Genomic DNA, 15,070 nt, shown 5'->3' with positions numbered 1-15,070 from the left:
CGCGCGGCTGCGCCCGTCCGATCGGGGCGGATGAAGGTGTCCGGGCAGCCCGGCCGCCCGCCGGACTTGCGTCGATTCCCTTGCCACCCCGCCCGCCGGGCCTACCTTGACCTGACGTGCACAGTCCGAGCGGTGCGTCGCTCCGGCCCGAATCGACGTCGTGTTCGACGCGGAGCGAGGGCACCCGGCGACGGTGCGACCTGTCTCCGCCAACCGGTCCGAGCCTTCGGTCTCGATGGCCCCTGACGCGATGCTCCTGTCCTGATGCCGCCTCACCTGCTCCTCGCCCTCGCGGCGATCCTGCCCTTCCTCGGCAGCGTCGTCGCGCTCTGCCTGCCTGGCCATGCGCGCAACGCCGCCGCCGGGGTGGCCGGCCTCGTCACGGTGACGAGCCTCGCCTGCATCGGGGGGCTCTATCCCCTCGCCGCCGGTTCCGCTCCCGTGGTCTGGGCCGTCGACTGGCTGCCCTCCCTGGGCGTGCGCCTCGTCCTGCGCCTCGACGGCCTGGCCTGGATCTTCGCGATCCTGGTCCTCGGCATCGGCGCGCTCGTCGTGCTCTACGCCCGCTACTACATGGCGGCGGCGGATCCGGTCCCGCGCCTGTTCTGCTACCTCCTCGCCTTCGTCGGCGCGATGCTCGGCATCGTGCTCTCCGGCAACCTGATCCAGCTGGTCGTCTTCTGGGAGTTGACCAGCGTCGTGTCGTTCCTGCTGATCGGCTACTGGTCCGACAACGCCTCGGCCCGGGACGGGGCCCGGATGGCGCTGACCATCACGGCGGCCGGCGGCCTCTGCCTCCTCGTCGGCGCGGTCCTGATCGGGCGCATCGCCGGCAGCTACGAGCTCGATGCGGTCCTCGCCTCCGGCCCGGCGATCCGCGAGAGCCCGCTCTACCTGCCGGCCCTGGTCCTGATCCTGGCCGGGGCGCTCACCAAGTCGGCGCAGCTGCCGTTCCACATCTGGCTGCCGCGGGCGATGGCGGCGCCGACGCCGATCAGCGCCTACCTGCACTCGGCCACGATGGTGAAGGCCGGCATCTTCCTGATGATCCGGCTCTGGCCGGTCCTGGCGGGGACCGAGAGCTGGTACTGGATCGTCGGCACGGCCGGCATGGCGACGATGCTGGTCGGGTCCTGGAGCGCGATCTTCCAGCACGACCTGAAGGGCCTGCTCGCCTACTCGACCATCAGCCATCTCGGGCTGATCACCCTTCTGCTCGGCCTGAACTCGCCGCTGGCCGTCGTGGCGGCGATCTTCCACACGGTGAACCACGCGACCTTCAAGGCTTCGCTGTTCATGGCCGCCGGCATCATCGACCATGAGACCGGGACGCGGGACATGCGCCGCCTCAGCGGGTTGTGGCGCGCCATGCCGTATACCGGCACGCTCGCGATGGTCGCCGCCGCGGCGATGGCCGGCGTGCCGCTGCTCAACGGCTTCCTGTCGAAGGAGATGTTCCTGGCGGAGGCCGTGGACAATACCGGCGACCACTGGCTGAACCTCGCCCTGCCGGTGCTGGCGACGCTCGCGAGCGCCTTCACGGTGCTCTACTCCCTGCGCTTCATCCGCCAGACCTTCTTCGGCCCGCCGCCCCACGACCTGCCGCACGCCCCGCACGAGCCCGTGCGCTGGATGCGCATCCCGATCGAGGCTTTGGTGCTGGCTTGCGTGGCGATCGGCCTCGTGCCGAACCTCACGATCGGGCCGGCGCTGGCGGGCGCGGCGCGGGCCGTCCTCGGCGACCGGACGCCGGATTACGACCTCGCGATCTGGCACGGCTTCAACGCACCGCTCGCCATGAGTGTCCTGGCGCTCGCCGGCGGCGTCGCGCTCTACGGGGTGTTCGGGCGGCGCATCGACACCAATCCCCGCGGCGGTCCCTGGCTGATGCACCGGCTCGACGGCGGGTGGCTGTTCGAGCGCGGGATGACCGGCCTCGTGAAGGGGGCCCGGGCACTGGAGGCCCGGCTCGGCACGGAGCGCCTGCAACCGCAATTGCGCATCCTGTTCCTCGCGGCCCTGGTGGCAGCGACGGCGACGGGGGTCGTGCGGGGGCTCGACCTGCTGGCCCCGGGCCGGTCGACGGCGTTCGACCCGGCCTTCGCCCTGATGTGGCTGGTGGGCGCCGCCTGCGCGGTCGGCGCGGCGGAGCGCGCGAAATACCACCGCCTGTCGGCGGTGATCCTCGTCGGCGGGGCGGGCCTCGTCAGCAGCCTCACCTTCCTGTGGCTCTCCGCGCCCGACCTCGCGGTCACGCAGATCCTGGTCGAGATCGTCACCTCGGTGATGCTGCTGCTCGGCCTGCGCTGGCTGCCGAAGCGCGACGCGGCGATCCCGGCTCCCGCCTCCGAGCGGGCCCGGGCGCGGCGGCGGCGCATCGTCGACCTCGTCGTCGCGGTGGTGGCGGGCGCAAGCCTCGCCGGCCTCGCCTACGCGGTGATGACCCGGCCGGCCGTCGACGGGATCGGCCGATGGTTCGTGGAGGAGGCCTATCCCCAGGCCGGCGGGCGCAACGTCGTCAACGTGCTGCTGGTCGATTTCCGCGCCTTCGACACCCTGGGCGAGATCTGCGTGCTCGGCATCGTCGGGCTGACGGTGTTCGCGCTGCTGCGCCGCTTCCGCCCCGCCCCCGACACCCTGGAGCGGCCGGCCCAGCAGCGGCGCCACGATGCCGACGACCGCGGCCGCGAGGGGCGCGAGCCGGGCCATACCGCCGCCGACGCGCTGCTGGTGCCGCGCCTGGTGACGACCTGGCTGTTCCCGTTCATCGTCCTGCTCGCCCTGCATCTGTTCCTGCGCGGGCACGACCTGCCCGGCGGCGGCTTCGCGGCCGGCATCGCCCTCACCGTCGCCTTCATGCTCCAGTACATGGCCTGGGGTGCGGCCTGGGTCGAGGAGCGCCTGCGCATCCAGCCGATCGCCTGGATCGGCCTCGGCCTGCTCGTCGCGGTCCTGGCCGGCGCGGGTTCCTGGCTGGCCGGGCGGCCGTTCCTCACGGCCTATTTCGCCTATTGGCACCCCCCGCTCCTCGGCAAGGTCCCGGTCGCGAGCGCGCTCGTGTTCGATCTCGGCATCATGATCCTGGTGGTGGGCGCGAGCGCCCTGATGCTCGTCGCCCTCGCGCACCAATCCGTGCGCCGGACCCGGGTCGCGGAGGCCGAGGCCGAGCGGGCCGCAGAACGGGATATCGCGTGATGGAACTCGTCTTGTCCGCCGGGATCGGAATCCTCTCCGCCGCGGGCGTGTGGCTGATCCTGCGCCCCCGGACCTTCCAGGTCGTCCTCGGGCTGTCGCTGCTGAGCTACGCCGTCAACCTGTTCATCTTCGCCATGGGCCGCCTGACCGTGGGCGCGCCGCCGGTGCTCGGGGCGGGGGCCGGGACCGCCATCGGCACGGACAACGTCTTCGTCGACGATCCGGTGACCCAGGCCCTCGTCCTGACCGCCGTGGTGATCAGCTTCGCGCTCACCGCCCTGTTCCTGGTGGTCCTGCTCGCCGCCCGCGGCGTCACCGGCAGCGACCACGTCGACGGGCAGGAACCGCACCAGGGTGAGCCACATCCGGGCGAGCCCCATCCTGGCAACCCCCATCCGGGAAAGCTGCATCCATGAGCCCGCCGGTGATGAACGCCTCCGCAGCGAGCGCCTGGTCCGACCACGTCGTCGTGCTGCCCATCGTATTGCCGATCGCGGTCGCCGGGGTGATGTTCCTCCTCGACGAGCGCCGGCGCCGGCTGAAGGAGGCCTTGGGCCTCGCCACGTTGCTGGCGCTCCTCGGGATCGCCCTCGTCCTCGTCGGGCGGGCCGGCGCGGCGCCGGAGGTCTACCGCGTGGGCAACTGGGCGGCGCCCTACGGGATCGTGCTCGTGGCCGACCGTCTCTCGGCGATGATGCTGGCGCTTGCCGGCCTGCTCGGGCTCTGCGCCCTCGTGTTCTCCTTCGCCCGCTGGGGCCGGGCCGGCCCGCGCTTCCACGGCCTGTTCCTGCTCCTCGTCATGGGGGTGAACGGCGCCTTCCTGACCGGCGACCTGTTCAACCTGTTCGTGTTCTTCGAGGTGATGCTGGCGGCCTCCTACGGCCTCGTGCTGCACGGCTCGGGCGAGGTGCGGATCCGTGCCGGCCTCGGCTACATCGCCGTCAACCTCATCGCCTCGCTGTTCTTCCTGATCGGCGTCAGCCTGATCTACGGCACGATGGGCACCCTCAACATGGCCGACCTCGCCCGGCGGCTGGCGGCACCCGCCGCAAGCGAGCTGGCCCTGTTCGAGATCGGCTGCGCGATCCTCGGCCTCGCCTTCCTGATCAAGTGCAGCGCCTGGCCGCTCGGCTTCTGGCTGCCGACGACCTACGCGGCGGCGAGCGCGCCGGCGGCCGCCATCCTGGCGATCCTCTCGAAGGTGGGGGTCTACGTCGTGGTGCGCCTGAGCCTGCTCCTGTTCGGAGCGGGCCTGTCCGAGGGCTTCGGGCAGGCCTGCCTCCTCGGCATCGGGCTCGCGACGATCGCCTACGGCACGGTCGGCATCCTGGCATCGCGCGACCTCGCGCGGGCGGCCGGCTACGCGGTGATGATCTCGTCGGGCACGGTGCTGGCGGTCCTCGGCAGCGGGAGCGACGCGGCGCTCGCCGGCGCTCTCTACTATCTCGTCGGCTCGACCCTCGCCGCCGGCGCGCTGTTCCTGCTGGCCGAGGTGCTCCAGCGCGGCCGCGATCCGGTGGAGCAGGCCCAGCCGGTCTTCGCCGACGAGTACCGCGACCCCTTCGACGATGCGGACGCCACCGAGATCGGCCGCATCCTCCCGGCCGGCGTCGCGCTCTCGGGGGTGGGCCTCCTGCTCTGCACGCTGATGCTCGCGGGCGTCCCGCCCCTGGCGGGCTTCGTCGGCAAGCTCGCGATCTTCTCCGGCCTCACGGGCGGCACCATCACGGCCTCGAGCTGGTGGCTGATCGCCATCCTCACCCTCTCCAGCCTCGGCACGCTGCTGCCGCTGGTGCGGCTCGGCATCCTCACGCTGTGGGTTCCGCACGACGACCCGCCGCCGGCCTTGCGCGCCTCCGAGCTCGCCGCCCTCGCCGGCCTGCTCGCGGCCTGCTTCGGCCTCGCCCTGTGGGGCGGCCCGGCGCTCGCCTATGCCGACGCGACGGTACAGGGACTCGCGCAGCCGCAGGACTACATCCGCGCCGTGCTCGGCGCCCCCGCGGGAGGCGCCCCGTGAGAGCCGCCCTCCCCTACCCGCTGCTGTCGGCCGCGCTCGCCCTGACCTGGCTCCTCCTGAACGCGCCGCCGACTCCGGGCCAGCTCGTGCTCGCCCTGCTGGTCGGGCTCGCCATCCCCCACGTGATGCGGGCGCTTCGCCCGCGCTCGGTCCGGCTGCGCGCGCCCGGCCGGCTCGCGCGGCTGGGCATCATCGTCCTCTACGACATGCTGCGCTCCAACATCGACGTCGCCCGGGTCATCCTCGGCCTGCGCCGTGGGACGCGCCGGACCGGCTTCGTGGCGATCCCCCTCGACCTGCGCGAGCCGTTCGGCATCACGATCCTGGCGATCATCCTCACGGCCACGCCCGGCACGCTGTGGGTGCAGTACGATTCCGATACCGGGCGCCTGCTCATGCATGTGCTCGATCTCACGGACGGCGACGCGTGGGTGCGGCGGGTGAAGGACCGCTACGAGCGACCTCTGATGGAGATCTTCGCATGAACGCCGCATCGGTTCTCGACGGAGGCCTCGGCCTCGCCCAGGGGGCGCTCGTGCTGGCCATGGCACTCGCCGCCTGGCGGATGCTGCGCGGCCCGCGGGCCCAGGACCGGATCCTCGGCCTCGACACGCTCTACCTCAACGGCATGCTGGCGATCGTGGTCCACGGCATGCGGACCGGCAGCGGGCTCTACTTCGAGGCCGCGCTCATCATCGGCATGATCGGCTTCACCGCCACCGTCGCGCTCGCCAAGTTCCTGATGCAGGGCGAGGTCATCCAGTGACGGGCGCCGACCTGCCCCTCTGGGCCGCTTGGCTGGTCAGCGTGCTGGCCGTGACCGGCGCCGCCTTCTCGCTCACCGGCGCCATCGGCCTCGTCCGCCTGAAGACCTTCTACGAGCGCGTCCACGCCCCGACACTCGGTGCGACCCTGGGCATGGCCCTGATCCTGTGCGGCTCGATGCTGCTCCTCTCGATGCTCGAGGGACGCCTCGTCCTGCGCGACGCGCTGATCGGCCTGTTCCTCACCGTGACCACGCCGGTCACGCTGCTCCTCCTCGCCCGCGCCGCCGCCCATCGCGACCGGCACGAGGGCAATCCCGACGCGCCGCCGAAGCCGTAAGTGTCCGCCCCCCTTTCGAGTGCGCCGGTCCGGGTCGTCGCGCTGCGTGCCGTCCCGGTCGCGGTGTCCGGATTTCGGCGTCGGCGGCCATGTGTGAGCCAGGGCCGTTAAGGTAAACGTCCGGTGCCGGCATCCGTCGTCGCGACCCGCGCCGGCAGCGAAGGACCGGGAAGGCGGCAGATCGCGCATCGTCGGCCCCTCCCCTGTCGCGCTCGCCGCCGCTGCGGGCGCGTAGGCTCCAGACGAGCGGAATCGCCGATCGGCCGTGAGGCGGGAGATCGACCGAGCACAGCCGTCTCGCCGGTCGGCGCGGGGCCCGGGGGCGGTCTGGCCGGACGGTGGTCGCAGAAGGCGGAAGGCACCACCGCCATCGGCTCGACGACGCATCCCGAGGGCGGCTGCCAGTCAGCATGGTACACGACAGGCTCCGGGACGTGGATAGGCCAAAATTTTAGATCGAGCCTTCCCAGCCGTGACCTCACCCTGAGGTGCGGGCGATCGGAGGTCGCTGAGCCTCGAAGGAGGGTTCCCTGGATCGCGGAGGCTTCTGGAGCCCTCGTCGAGGTCGGTCCATCCTCGATGGAGCGCGATCGTTGATCGCCAACACCTCAGGATGAGGTGAAGGATGGAGAGCCGATCGCTGCGGGCTTCTCGCCGCTATCGTGTCCTGTGGCGAGTCAGGTTTCGGACGGCAGCATTGTGGGTCCCGCCGGCGACCTGCCGCGGTCGCGCCTCCCCGCCCCGTCCCGGCGTTAGCCGCGGCTAACATCCGAGGCGCTGGCTGGGTTAGCCGCGGCTAACGCCTCCCATGCAGGCCCGGTTAGCCGCGGCTAACCGAGCCTGCGCGCCTTCCGGCCGATTCGTTCGCATCGCGCGCGACATGCCCCTTGATAAACCCTCGGAATCGCCTCAACCCTGTCATCCGCGCAGTTTTACCGATTCTGCCGCGAAAAGCGATTCTGACGACGGACAACGAGATGAGTGCGGAGAAGGCGAAACCCGCGACCCCGGCCGCCGCCGGCCGGCCGTCCGAGCTGAAGGAGCTGGTGCAGCGCCACGGCGCGGAACTCTCGTCCCAGCTTCAGGCGCATCACCGCAACATCTTCCCGCCGGAGGCCGAGAAATCCATCCGGCCGTTCAGCCCGGCCGAGACGGCGCGGCTGCTCGGGATCCACGAATCGTATCTCCGGCAGGTCGTCACCGAGGAGAACGGGGTCGCCCCTGCCGTGAAGAACGGCCGCCGGAGCTATTCCGTCGAGGACATCCACGAGCTGCGCAAGCGCCTCGACCAGGGCACGCGCGGCAACCGCCGCTACGTGCCGCATCGCGGGCCCGGCGAGCACCTGCAGGTCATCACGGTGATGAACTTCAAGGGCGGCTCGGGCAAGACCACGACCGCGGCGCATCTCGCCCAGCACCTCGCGCTGCACGGCTACCGGGTGCTCGCCATCGACCTCGACCCGCAGGCCAGCCTCTCGGCCCTGTTCGGGCACCAGCCCGAGACGCATGTCGGGCCGAACGAGACGCTGTACGGCGCGATCCGCTACGACGACGAGCGCCGCCCGATCGCCGAGATCGTGCGCGGCACCTACATTCCCGGCCTGCACATCATCCCGGGCAATCTCGAGCTGATGGAGTTCGAGCACGACACCCCGAAGGCGCTGCTCCAGCGCCGGACGGGCGACACCCTGTTCTTCGCCCGGATCGGGCAGGCGATCGGCCAGGCGCAGAACCTCTACGACGTCGTCGTCATCGATTGCCCGCCGCAGCTCGGCTACCTGACGCTCTCGGCGCTGACCGCCGCGACCGCCGTCCTCATCACCATCCATCCGCAGATGCTGGACGTGATGTCGATGAGCCAGTTCCTGCAGATGACCGGCGACCTGCTCGACGAGGTCTCGCGGCACGGCGCATCGACCTCCTACGACTGGATGAAGTACCTGATCACCCGGTTCGAGCCGAGCGACGGCCCGCAGAACCAGATGGTGGCGTTCCTGCGCTCCATCTTCGGCGAGCACGTCCTGATCCATCCGATGCTGAAGAGCACCGCGATCTCGGATGCCGGGCTGACCAACCAGACCATCTTCGAGGTCGAGCGCCAGCAATTCACGCGCTCGACCTACGACCGAGCCGTGGAAGCGGTGACCAACGTGAACACCGAGATCGAAGCCCAGATCAAGAAGGCCTGGGGGAGGGCAGTTTGAGCCGCAAGTCGCTGTTCAGCACCATCGGGAAGCGCGACCCGCAAGTCCCGGAGACGCCGGCACCTTTGGTCAATCGGGTGCGGGCGCGGCCGATCCTCGGCTCGCCCGACCTCATTGCCGACAGCACGGCGACGCCGGTGGGGGCCATCGGCCAGTCGCTCGGCGAGGTGAGCGAGCGCGCCAAGCGCGCCGAGGAAATCGAGAAGAAGCTGACCGAGGGCCAGGTCATCATCGAGCTCGATACCGGGCTGGTCGACCCGTCCTTCGTCGCCGACCGCATGCCGGTCTCGGATCAGGCGCTGGCCGGCCTGACGGAGAAGATCCGGGACCACGGCCAGCTCAACCCGATCCTGGTCCGTCCGCACCCGGACGCCGCCGGGCGCTACCAGGTCGCCTTCGGCCATCGGCGGCTGCGCGCCGTCAAGGCCCTGGGCCTGCCGGTCCGGGCCGTCGTTCGCGCCCTGTCGGACGAGCAACTGGTCGTCGCGCAGGGCCAGGAGAACCACGAGCGCGAGGACCTTTCCTATATCGAGAAGGCGCTGTTCGCGCGCCGCCTGGAGCAGCGGGGATTCAGCCGCGCGACGATCATGGCGGCGATGTCGATCTACAAGAGCGACCTCTCGAACATGCTCTCGGTCGCGACCAAGATCCCCGAGGAGGTCATCGACGCCATCGGTCCGGCGCCCGGGATCGGCCGGCGCGCCTGGCTCGAGCTGGTGAGCCTGATCGCCGAGGAGGGGAGGGCGGCCGCCATCCAGCAGGCCATCGCCGATCCCGGCTTTTCCGCACTGGAGAGCGAGGCCCGCTTCAAGCAGGTCATCGCCGCGACGAAGCCGCAGCCGGTGAAGGCTAAGGCGGAGAGCTGGTCCACGACGGATGGCCGGATGCTGGCGAAGGTCACCCAGGACGAGGACCGCGTCTCGCTGACGATCGACCGGCGCAAGTCACCCGAATTCGCCGAGTTCGTGCTGACCCGCCTGCGCGACCTGTATGCGGAGTTCAAGGCCGGCGCGTAGCGCGCGTGGTCGCGGCGCTCCCGATCGTGGGCGTCGCGGTCGGCGGCGGCGCAAGGGTGGCGTGAAGGGCACGCTGCGGTCTCGCATCCCTGCTCCCGCCACCGCGCGCTGCCGTTCGACGGAGCGCTTCTCCGCCACCGACGCTTCCATCCTGAGGTCGTCGGCGGGATGGGGCGGATGGCGGCCCTCGGAGAAGGTCGAATAAAGAAGGTCTTAAGGTTAAGGCCGAGGCGCGTCCCACGGGACACGACACAGCGGGCTGTGCGGGTGCCGGAGCGATGGCCACCGCACAGCCTCCCGTGTCGTGTATTGGGGGCACGTCCGCTCCCAAGCCTCTACCGATCTCATCGGACGAGGACGTCCCCGGGTCGCGGCGTCGCCGATCGCCGCACCGCACCCGTCTACCCCGTCGCCCCCTGCGGCGGCGCGTCGGACGGCGGCAGGGCCCGCTCCAGCAGGCCGGCCCCGAAGATCTCGCGAAAGCCCAGATGCGGCATGTGGGCGTAGCCGATATGGCAGCGGCACTGTGCGAGCGGGCAGGGCCGGGGCGTGAGGGCGGCGTCGAAATCCGGGTCGTAGAGGTTGCCGATCCGCGCCTTGACGGTGTGGCAGCGGCGGACCTCGCCGTCGCCGTCGACGCTGATCACGCTCTCGCCGGTGGCGCAGGCCAAGCCGCGGCTGCGGATGCCGGTCCGGTTGACGTCGAACAGCGGATCGATCGACCGGATGAGCGCGAGGTCGTCGGCCCGGTAGTGATGCGGTCCCTCGTCCCGGTAGGCGTTCACCCACAGATACACGTCCGGGCGCAGGCGCCGCCGCAGCTCGGCCAGGACCGGCAGGTGCTCGCGCTTGCCGACGATGCCGACGCTGTAGCCGATTCCGCGCGCGTCGAGCTCGGCGCAGCGGCCGAGGAAGCGGTCGAGCGGCGTCTCGCCGGGGTGGAAGGTGCACCAGAAGGCGATGCGCTCCGGCGCGCACTCGTCGAGCCAGCCGGTCGGCCAGGACAGGTTGGTCTGCGCGGCGACCCGGCGGACCTGCGGCAGCCGGCTGAGGCGCGCCATCGCGGCCCGGTAGGCGGGGCGGATCAGCGCCTCGCCCCAGGGCGTGAACAGGATGCCGAGGCTGCGCGCCGTCTGCCCCTCGATCCAGGCGACGAAGCGGGCGAGCTGCGCGGCGTCCCGGGCCAGGGTCTCGCGGCTGTCGCGCCGCTTGGCGAAGGGGCAGTACGGGCAGGCATAGTTGCAGCTCGAGAGCGGCCCCCGGTACAGGATGTCGAGATGGGCCGGCGCCATGGTCAGCGCAACGCGAAGGTGCGCATCCGCTCGCGCACGACCGTTCCCTGGAGCCAGGGGCCGATCGCGTCCGAGCGTTCGAGGCCGGCTTCCGTCAGGGTGAGGATCCCGGAGTCGAGCACCGCGAGGCCCGCCTCGACGAGGCCGGCGAGATCCGGCAGGTCGTGCAGGAGCGGCGTGCCGAAGCGCTCGGCATAGGCCCGCAGGGGCAGGCCGGCGGCCTGGAGCAGATGCATCAGCACGAAGCGGCGCCGGCGGTCCTCCTCGTCGAGCCAGGCACCGTAATCGGCCCGCCCGTGCCGCGCGGCGTCGCGGGCGACGTAATCGGCGACGATCGCCGCGACGCCCGGTTGCCCGACCGCGTAGGCGGTCGAGTAGTGCAGGCCGGCGGTGTAGGACCGCGCCCCGGCGCCGAGGCCCACCATGCCGTCGCGGGCGCAATCGTAAGCCGGGCCGTCCTCCGCTCCGGGGCCCCGCCGGAACATCCGCATCGAGACCTGGACGTAGCCGGCGGCACGGAGCCGGTCGCGGGCGGCGCGGTAGATCGCGAGGCGGCGCGCGTCCCAGGCACGGTCGTTCTCCGCCGGGGCGCCGCGCCGGCCGAGCCCGGTCAGCGGCCGGACATAGAGCGGATAGAGGAAGATCTCCTCCGGCTCCCAGGCCAGGGCCGCCTCGACGGAATCGAGGACGCTCTCGGGCGTCTGTCCGGCGGCGCCGTAGATCAGGTCGATGTTGAGCACCGGGAACCCGGCGTCGCGGATCGCGCCCAGGGCCGCCTCGACGAGCCCGCGCGCCTGCGGCCGTCCCATCGCCCGGGCCTCGTCGTCGCGAAACGATTCGACGCCGATGCTGAGGCGCGCCACCCCGTGCGCCCGCAGGACGGCGAGGCGCTCCGGCGTGGTGGTGCCGGGCGCGGTCTCGACCGAGGTCGGCACCTCGGCGGGGGCCGCCCCGAACGTCTCGCGCAGGTCGCACAGGAGCCGGTCGAGGTCGGCGGGCGCCAGATAGGTCGGCGTGCCGCCGCCGAGCGCCATGCGGGCGATCCGGACGCGCCCGAGGCTCGCCGCCACGGTCTCGGCCTGGAGCCGCAGGGCATCGAGATAGGGGCCGACCTGCCCCTCGCCCCGGGTCAGGGTGAACAGGTTGCAGAAGCCGCAGCGCATCGCGCAGAACGGGATGTGGGCGTAGAGGAAGAGCGCGTCCTTCGGCTCCTCCGCCCAGGCCTCGGCGAGCGGCACCGGCCGGGCCAGCGGCCGGTAGGCGGTCTTGTGCGGGTAGGCGTATTGGTAGCCGCCATAGACAGGGCCGGCGAGGATCGCGGCGGCGCTCATGCGCTCCTCCATGGGGTCTCCTGCGCAGCCTCGAGGATGAACTCGGCGTAAGGCACGTCCCACACGGTCGGATGGGCGAGGCGGTGGCCCTGATAGCCGTCCTCGCCGAAGGCGCTGCCGTGATCGGCGCAGAGGATGCAGAAGGCCGGCCCGCGCCGGGCGAGGGCCGGGAAGAGCGGCGCCAGGGCGCCGTCCGCATAGGCGAGGGCCGCCCCTTGGGTCTCCGCGCTCTCCCGGGTCGCGCCCGGCAGGTAGTGGCGGGTCGGATGGTGGGTCGCCGAGACGTTGAGGAACAGGAACAGCCGCCGGTCCGGGTCGAGCTCCGCGAGCCGCGCGACGGCGAGGCCGACCTGCGCGGCGGTCGAGGTCCGCGCCTGCACCCCGAAGCCGGGACGCCAGTGGCTCTCGGCGAACAGGCCCGGCAGGACGCAGCCGAGGGGCGTGCGCTTGTTGAAGAACCCGACGCCGCCGATGCAGAGCGTGTGGTAGCCGCAGGCGGCGAGGCCCGAGACGATGTCGGGCCCGTCGAGCAGGGCGGTGTCCGGCCCGGTGGTGCGGCTGCCCTCGAAGCGCAGGACGAAGTGGCGGGGATGGGGCCCGGGCGCCGCCGGCGTCGGCAGGAAGCCGGCGAAGAAGGCCTGGTGCGCGGCGTAGGTGAAGCTGCCCGGTGCGTGGCGCCGCTCCCAGCCGCCCGTCGGCAGCAGGCGCGCGAGATGCGGCGTGCGGCCCGCGGCGAGCGCCGCGGCGGCGACGTCGTAGCGCAGCGAATCGAGCGTCACGAGCAGGATGTCGTGCGAGCCGAGGAGCGAGGCGGCCCGGATCATGCGGCGAGCCCCGCCGGCTTGCGGGCGGCGACCCAGCCCGGCAGGCGCGCGACCTGCCACTCATAGGGGTCGAGGCCCCGGTGGCGGACGCGCCGGATCAGGTCGCCGAAGGCGTTCGCCTCGAAGAAGACGTGGCGGCGCAGGCCGATCGTCAGCGCCACGTCGAAGGCGACGTGGAAGGTGTCCGGGTGGCAAGCCGCGAAACGCCGGCAATCCTCCCGCATCGCCTCCCAGGCGCCGGGGGCGGCCAGCGCCCGCAGGGAATCGGCTTCGGCCCGGCGCCCGCCGAGATCGAGGTTGGTGATCGGGCCGGCGGCGCTGCGCAGGACCGTGTGGGCGACCTCGCCGTCCACGACCAGCACCCGCAGGTCGCAAGGGCGCCCGTCGAGAGCCGCCTTCGGCACCCATTGCTCGACATGCGCGTCCAGGGCCAGGATCGCGTCGACGAGGGCCACGGCCTCGGCCCCGCGGGTGCGCCGCAACCGGTGCGAATGGTGCAGCACGCCGCCCGGGCCCAGCTCCGCCGAGGACACGGCCTCGATCCCGCCCCGGGCGACCGCGAGGGCGGCGATGCCGGCCGCCCCGGAGCCGAAGCGCGGCTTGACGAAGACGCGGGAGAGCCCGGCCGCGCGCAAGGCTTCCGCCAGGGCGGCGAAGGAGCCGGCCGGCGGCAGCGCCCGGGGCACCGGCAGCCCGGCCGCCCGCATCGCCGCGTGGCAGGCCCGCTTGTCGTAGAGCAGGGCGACCGTCCCGGGCGCGTGGGTCGCGACGACGCCCGGCGGCAGGAGCCGGCGGCACAGGGCGAGCGCCGCGGAGAGCCCGCTCTGGACGGCGTGGTCGGGGCGCAGGCGGGTCGCGTCGTCCCCGGCCTCGTCGAGATCCGCCCCGCCGAGGTGAGCGAGCGCCCGGCGGATGCGCGGCTCGGCCCCGGGCGAGTCGACGCGCAGGAGGCCGTGCCCCTCCGGGAACAGGGCGGCGATCCGCTCCGGCGCCTCGGCGAAGTCGGCATAGTCGAGCAGAGGCGCCGGCGGCAGGCCGGCCCGGGCCAGGGCGGCATTGAACCCGCCGGCGCGCTCGTCCCCGGCGACGCCGAGGATCGCGCATGGAGGGAAGCGAGAGGGGAGGGGGGAGCCCCGCATCATTCCGAGACGGCGACGTTCCGGTAGATCTCGCCGCCATACTCCTCCTCGTCCTGCTGCTCGGAGACGTCGACCACCGGGCCGAGCCGCTCCAGGCGGGCCATCATGTCGTCGCTGAGGTAGTGGTGGTGCAGGTCGAGCCGCGACAGCTTGGCGATGGCCGGCGAGGCCAGCAGCGCCTCGGCACCCGCATCGGTGAGGGTGCCGAGCGACAGGTCGAGGGTCGTGATGCGCTCGAGGATCGGGGCCGTCGCGATCGCCGCCGCCAGATCGTCGACATAGTCGCAGTCGCGCAAGGCCAGGGTATCGAGCTTCGGGAAGAGCCGGCCGGCGAACAGGGCGGTGAAGTCGTCCGGCGTGCTGTCGCCGCCGTAACCGTCGGTGCCGAGCCACAATTCGAGGTGGCGCAGTTCCGGCGCCCCCGCCGCCAGCGCCTCCTGCACCACCCGGCGCGGCAGGCCGCCCGATTCGACGATCAGCGTCGTCAGGCGCGGCGCCTCGAACCGGCCCAGCGACAGGTCGGTGGCGCCGCGCACCTGCATGTGTTCCAGGAGCGGGAAGGCCGGCCACAGGGCCGACAGGTCGCTCTGGTTGATCCAGGAAATCTCGTTCTCCTCGGAGACGATGTCGCCGAGGAAGAGCGCGCGCAGGTTGGGCAGGCGCTCGGCATAGGTCACCAGGGCCTCGACGACATCCTGCGACGAGTCCTGTGTGTCGCCGTGCCAGGCGCCGATGACGAGGGCCTCCGTGGCTTCGACCCCGGGCAGGGACGCGTAGGCGGCGAGCAGCATCGGGACGGTGTCCGGCGACTCGTAATCGATGCGCAGGCGCGCCACGGTGCGGGCGAAGTCCCACGTCTCGGTCCCGTTCTGGAAGTCCTCGACCGGCTTGCCGAAGAAGGTGGTCAGGTTGTTGTCGGGCACGGGTCCGGTTCCTCGTCGCGGCGGG

13 protein-coding genes are annotated in these 15,070 nt (G+C 72.1%); 8 read left to right on the top strand and 5 right to left on the bottom strand.

Annotated elements, in window-relative coordinates:
- Positions 1-264 precede the first annotated feature (264 nt).
- The 8 genes from VQ03_RS02245 (at position 265) to repB (ending at position 9,536) form a co-directional block, all read left to right on the top strand.
- The gene (locus VQ03_RS02245; protein WP_048449227.1) at positions 265-3,195 is read left to right on the top strand and encodes a monovalent cation/H+ antiporter subunit A; all 2,931 of its coding nucleotides are present in this window, start codon (positions 265-267) and stop codon (positions 3,193-3,195) included.
- Positions 3,195-3,611: a Na+/H+ antiporter subunit C gene (locus tag VQ03_RS02240; RefSeq protein WP_048449226.1), complete on the top strand. Its 417-nt coding sequence runs from the start codon at positions 3,195-3,197 to the stop codon at positions 3,609-3,611. Before VQ03_RS02245 ends, VQ03_RS02240 begins: the two co-directional genes overlap by 1 nt.
- Entirely contained in the window at positions 3,608-5,212 is a 1,605-nt protein-coding gene (locus VQ03_RS02235; RefSeq protein ID WP_048449225.1) for a monovalent cation/H+ antiporter subunit D, read from the top strand. Before VQ03_RS02240 ends, VQ03_RS02235 begins: the two co-directional genes overlap by 4 nt.
- Entirely contained in the window at positions 5,209-5,697 is a 489-nt protein-coding gene (locus tag VQ03_RS02230) for a Na+/H+ antiporter subunit E (RefSeq protein WP_048449224.1), read from the top strand. The genes VQ03_RS02235 and VQ03_RS02230 overlap by 4 nt, the downstream gene beginning before the upstream one ends.
- Entirely contained in the window at positions 5,694-5,978 is a 285-nt protein-coding gene (locus tag VQ03_RS02225; protein ID WP_048449223.1) for a K+/H+ antiporter subunit F, read from the top strand. Before VQ03_RS02230 ends, VQ03_RS02225 begins: the two co-directional genes overlap by 4 nt.
- Positions 5,975-6,316, top strand: a complete 342-nt coding sequence (gene mnhG, locus VQ03_RS02220; protein ID WP_048449222.1) for a monovalent cation/H(+) antiporter subunit G — start codon at positions 5,975-5,977, stop codon at positions 6,314-6,316. The genes VQ03_RS02225 and mnhG overlap by 4 nt, the downstream gene beginning before the upstream one ends.
- A gap of 977 nt (positions 6,317-7,293) precedes the next feature.
- On the top strand, positions 7,294-8,520 hold the full coding sequence (gene repA / locus VQ03_RS02215) for a plasmid partitioning protein RepA (protein ID WP_083467719.1): 1,227 nt from the start codon (positions 7,294-7,296) through the stop codon (positions 8,518-8,520).
- Positions 8,517-9,536, top strand: a complete 1,020-nt coding sequence (repB, locus tag VQ03_RS02210; protein WP_048449221.1) for a plasmid partitioning protein RepB — start codon at positions 8,517-8,519, stop codon at positions 9,534-9,536. The genes repA and repB overlap by 4 nt, the downstream gene beginning before the upstream one ends.
- A 401-nt stretch (positions 9,537-9,937) precedes the next feature.
- On the opposite strand, the gene VQ03_RS02205 is transcribed toward repB, so the two are convergent.
- Genes VQ03_RS02205 through VQ03_RS02185 form a run of 5 tightly spaced genes read right to left on the bottom strand, consistent with a single transcriptional unit; the run spans position 9,938 to position 15,045 of the window.
- Positions 9,938-10,828 carry an STM4011 family radical SAM protein gene (locus VQ03_RS02205; RefSeq protein WP_048449220.1) on the bottom strand — a complete coding sequence of 297 codons (891 nt, stop codon included), beginning with the start codon at positions 10,826-10,828 and terminating at the stop codon, positions 9,938-9,940.
- Between the two features lie 2 nt (positions 10,829-10,830).
- On the bottom strand, positions 10,831-12,171 hold the full coding sequence (locus tag VQ03_RS02200) for an STM4012 family radical SAM protein (protein WP_245291932.1): 1,341 nt from the start codon (positions 12,169-12,171) through the stop codon (positions 10,831-10,833).
- Positions 12,156-12,983 carry an STM4013/SEN3800 family hydrolase gene (locus VQ03_RS02195; RefSeq protein WP_048449219.1) on the bottom strand — a complete coding sequence of 276 codons (828 nt, stop codon included), beginning with the start codon at positions 12,981-12,983 and terminating at the stop codon, positions 12,156-12,158. Before VQ03_RS02195 ends, VQ03_RS02200 begins: the two co-directional genes overlap by 16 nt.
- Positions 12,980-14,125 carry an STM4014 family protein gene (locus VQ03_RS02190; RefSeq protein ID WP_053078359.1) on the bottom strand — a complete coding sequence of 382 codons (1,146 nt, stop codon included), beginning with the start codon at positions 14,123-14,125 and terminating at the stop codon, positions 12,980-12,982. The genes VQ03_RS02195 and VQ03_RS02190 overlap by 4 nt, the downstream gene beginning before the upstream one ends.
- Entirely contained in the window at positions 14,122-15,045 is a 924-nt protein-coding gene (locus VQ03_RS02185) for an STM4015 family protein (protein WP_048449218.1), read from the bottom strand. Before VQ03_RS02185 ends, VQ03_RS02190 begins: the two co-directional genes overlap by 4 nt.
- Positions 15,046-15,070 lie beyond the last annotated feature (25 nt).

Origin of the sequence: Methylobacterium tarhaniae, from assembly GCF_001043955.1 — a bacterium.
Classification (GTDB): domain Bacteria; phylum Pseudomonadota; class Alphaproteobacteria; order Rhizobiales; family Beijerinckiaceae; genus Methylobacterium; species Methylobacterium tarhaniae.
This window is presented reverse-complemented; position numbering and strand designations above follow the sequence as displayed.

Excerpts from the sequence above, each read along its gene's own strand:
- VQ03_RS02195 (WP_048449219.1), bottom strand. The coding sequence starts at position 12,983 with ATGATCCGGGCCGCCTCGCTCCTCGGCTCGCACGACATCCTGCTCGTG.
- VQ03_RS02225 (WP_048449223.1), top strand. The coding sequence starts at position 5,694 with ATGAACGCCGCATCGGTTCTCGACGGAGGCCTCGGCCTCGCCCAGGGG.
- VQ03_RS02240 (WP_048449226.1), top strand. The coding sequence starts at position 3,195 with ATGGAACTCGTCTTGTCCGCCGGGATCGGAATCCTCTCCGCCGCGGGC.
- VQ03_RS02190 (WP_053078359.1), bottom strand. The coding sequence starts at position 14,125 with ATGATGCGGGGCTCCCCCCTCCCCTCTCGCTTCCCTCCATGCGCGATC.
- VQ03_RS02245 (WP_048449227.1), top strand. The coding sequence starts at position 265 with ATGCCGCCTCACCTGCTCCTCGCCCTCGCGGCGATCCTGCCCTTCCTC.
- repA (WP_083467719.1), top strand. The coding sequence starts at position 7,294 with ATGAGTGCGGAGAAGGCGAAACCCGCGACCCCGGCCGCCGCCGGCCGG.
- VQ03_RS02235 (WP_048449225.1), top strand. The coding sequence starts at position 3,608 with ATGAGCCCGCCGGTGATGAACGCCTCCGCAGCGAGCGCCTGGTCCGAC.
- VQ03_RS02205 (WP_048449220.1), bottom strand. The coding sequence starts at position 10,828 with ATGGCGCCGGCCCATCTCGACATCCTGTACCGGGGGCCGCTCTCGAGC.
- VQ03_RS02200 (WP_245291932.1), bottom strand. The coding sequence starts at position 12,171 with ATGGAGGAGCGCATGAGCGCCGCCGCGATCCTCGCCGGCCCTGTCTAT.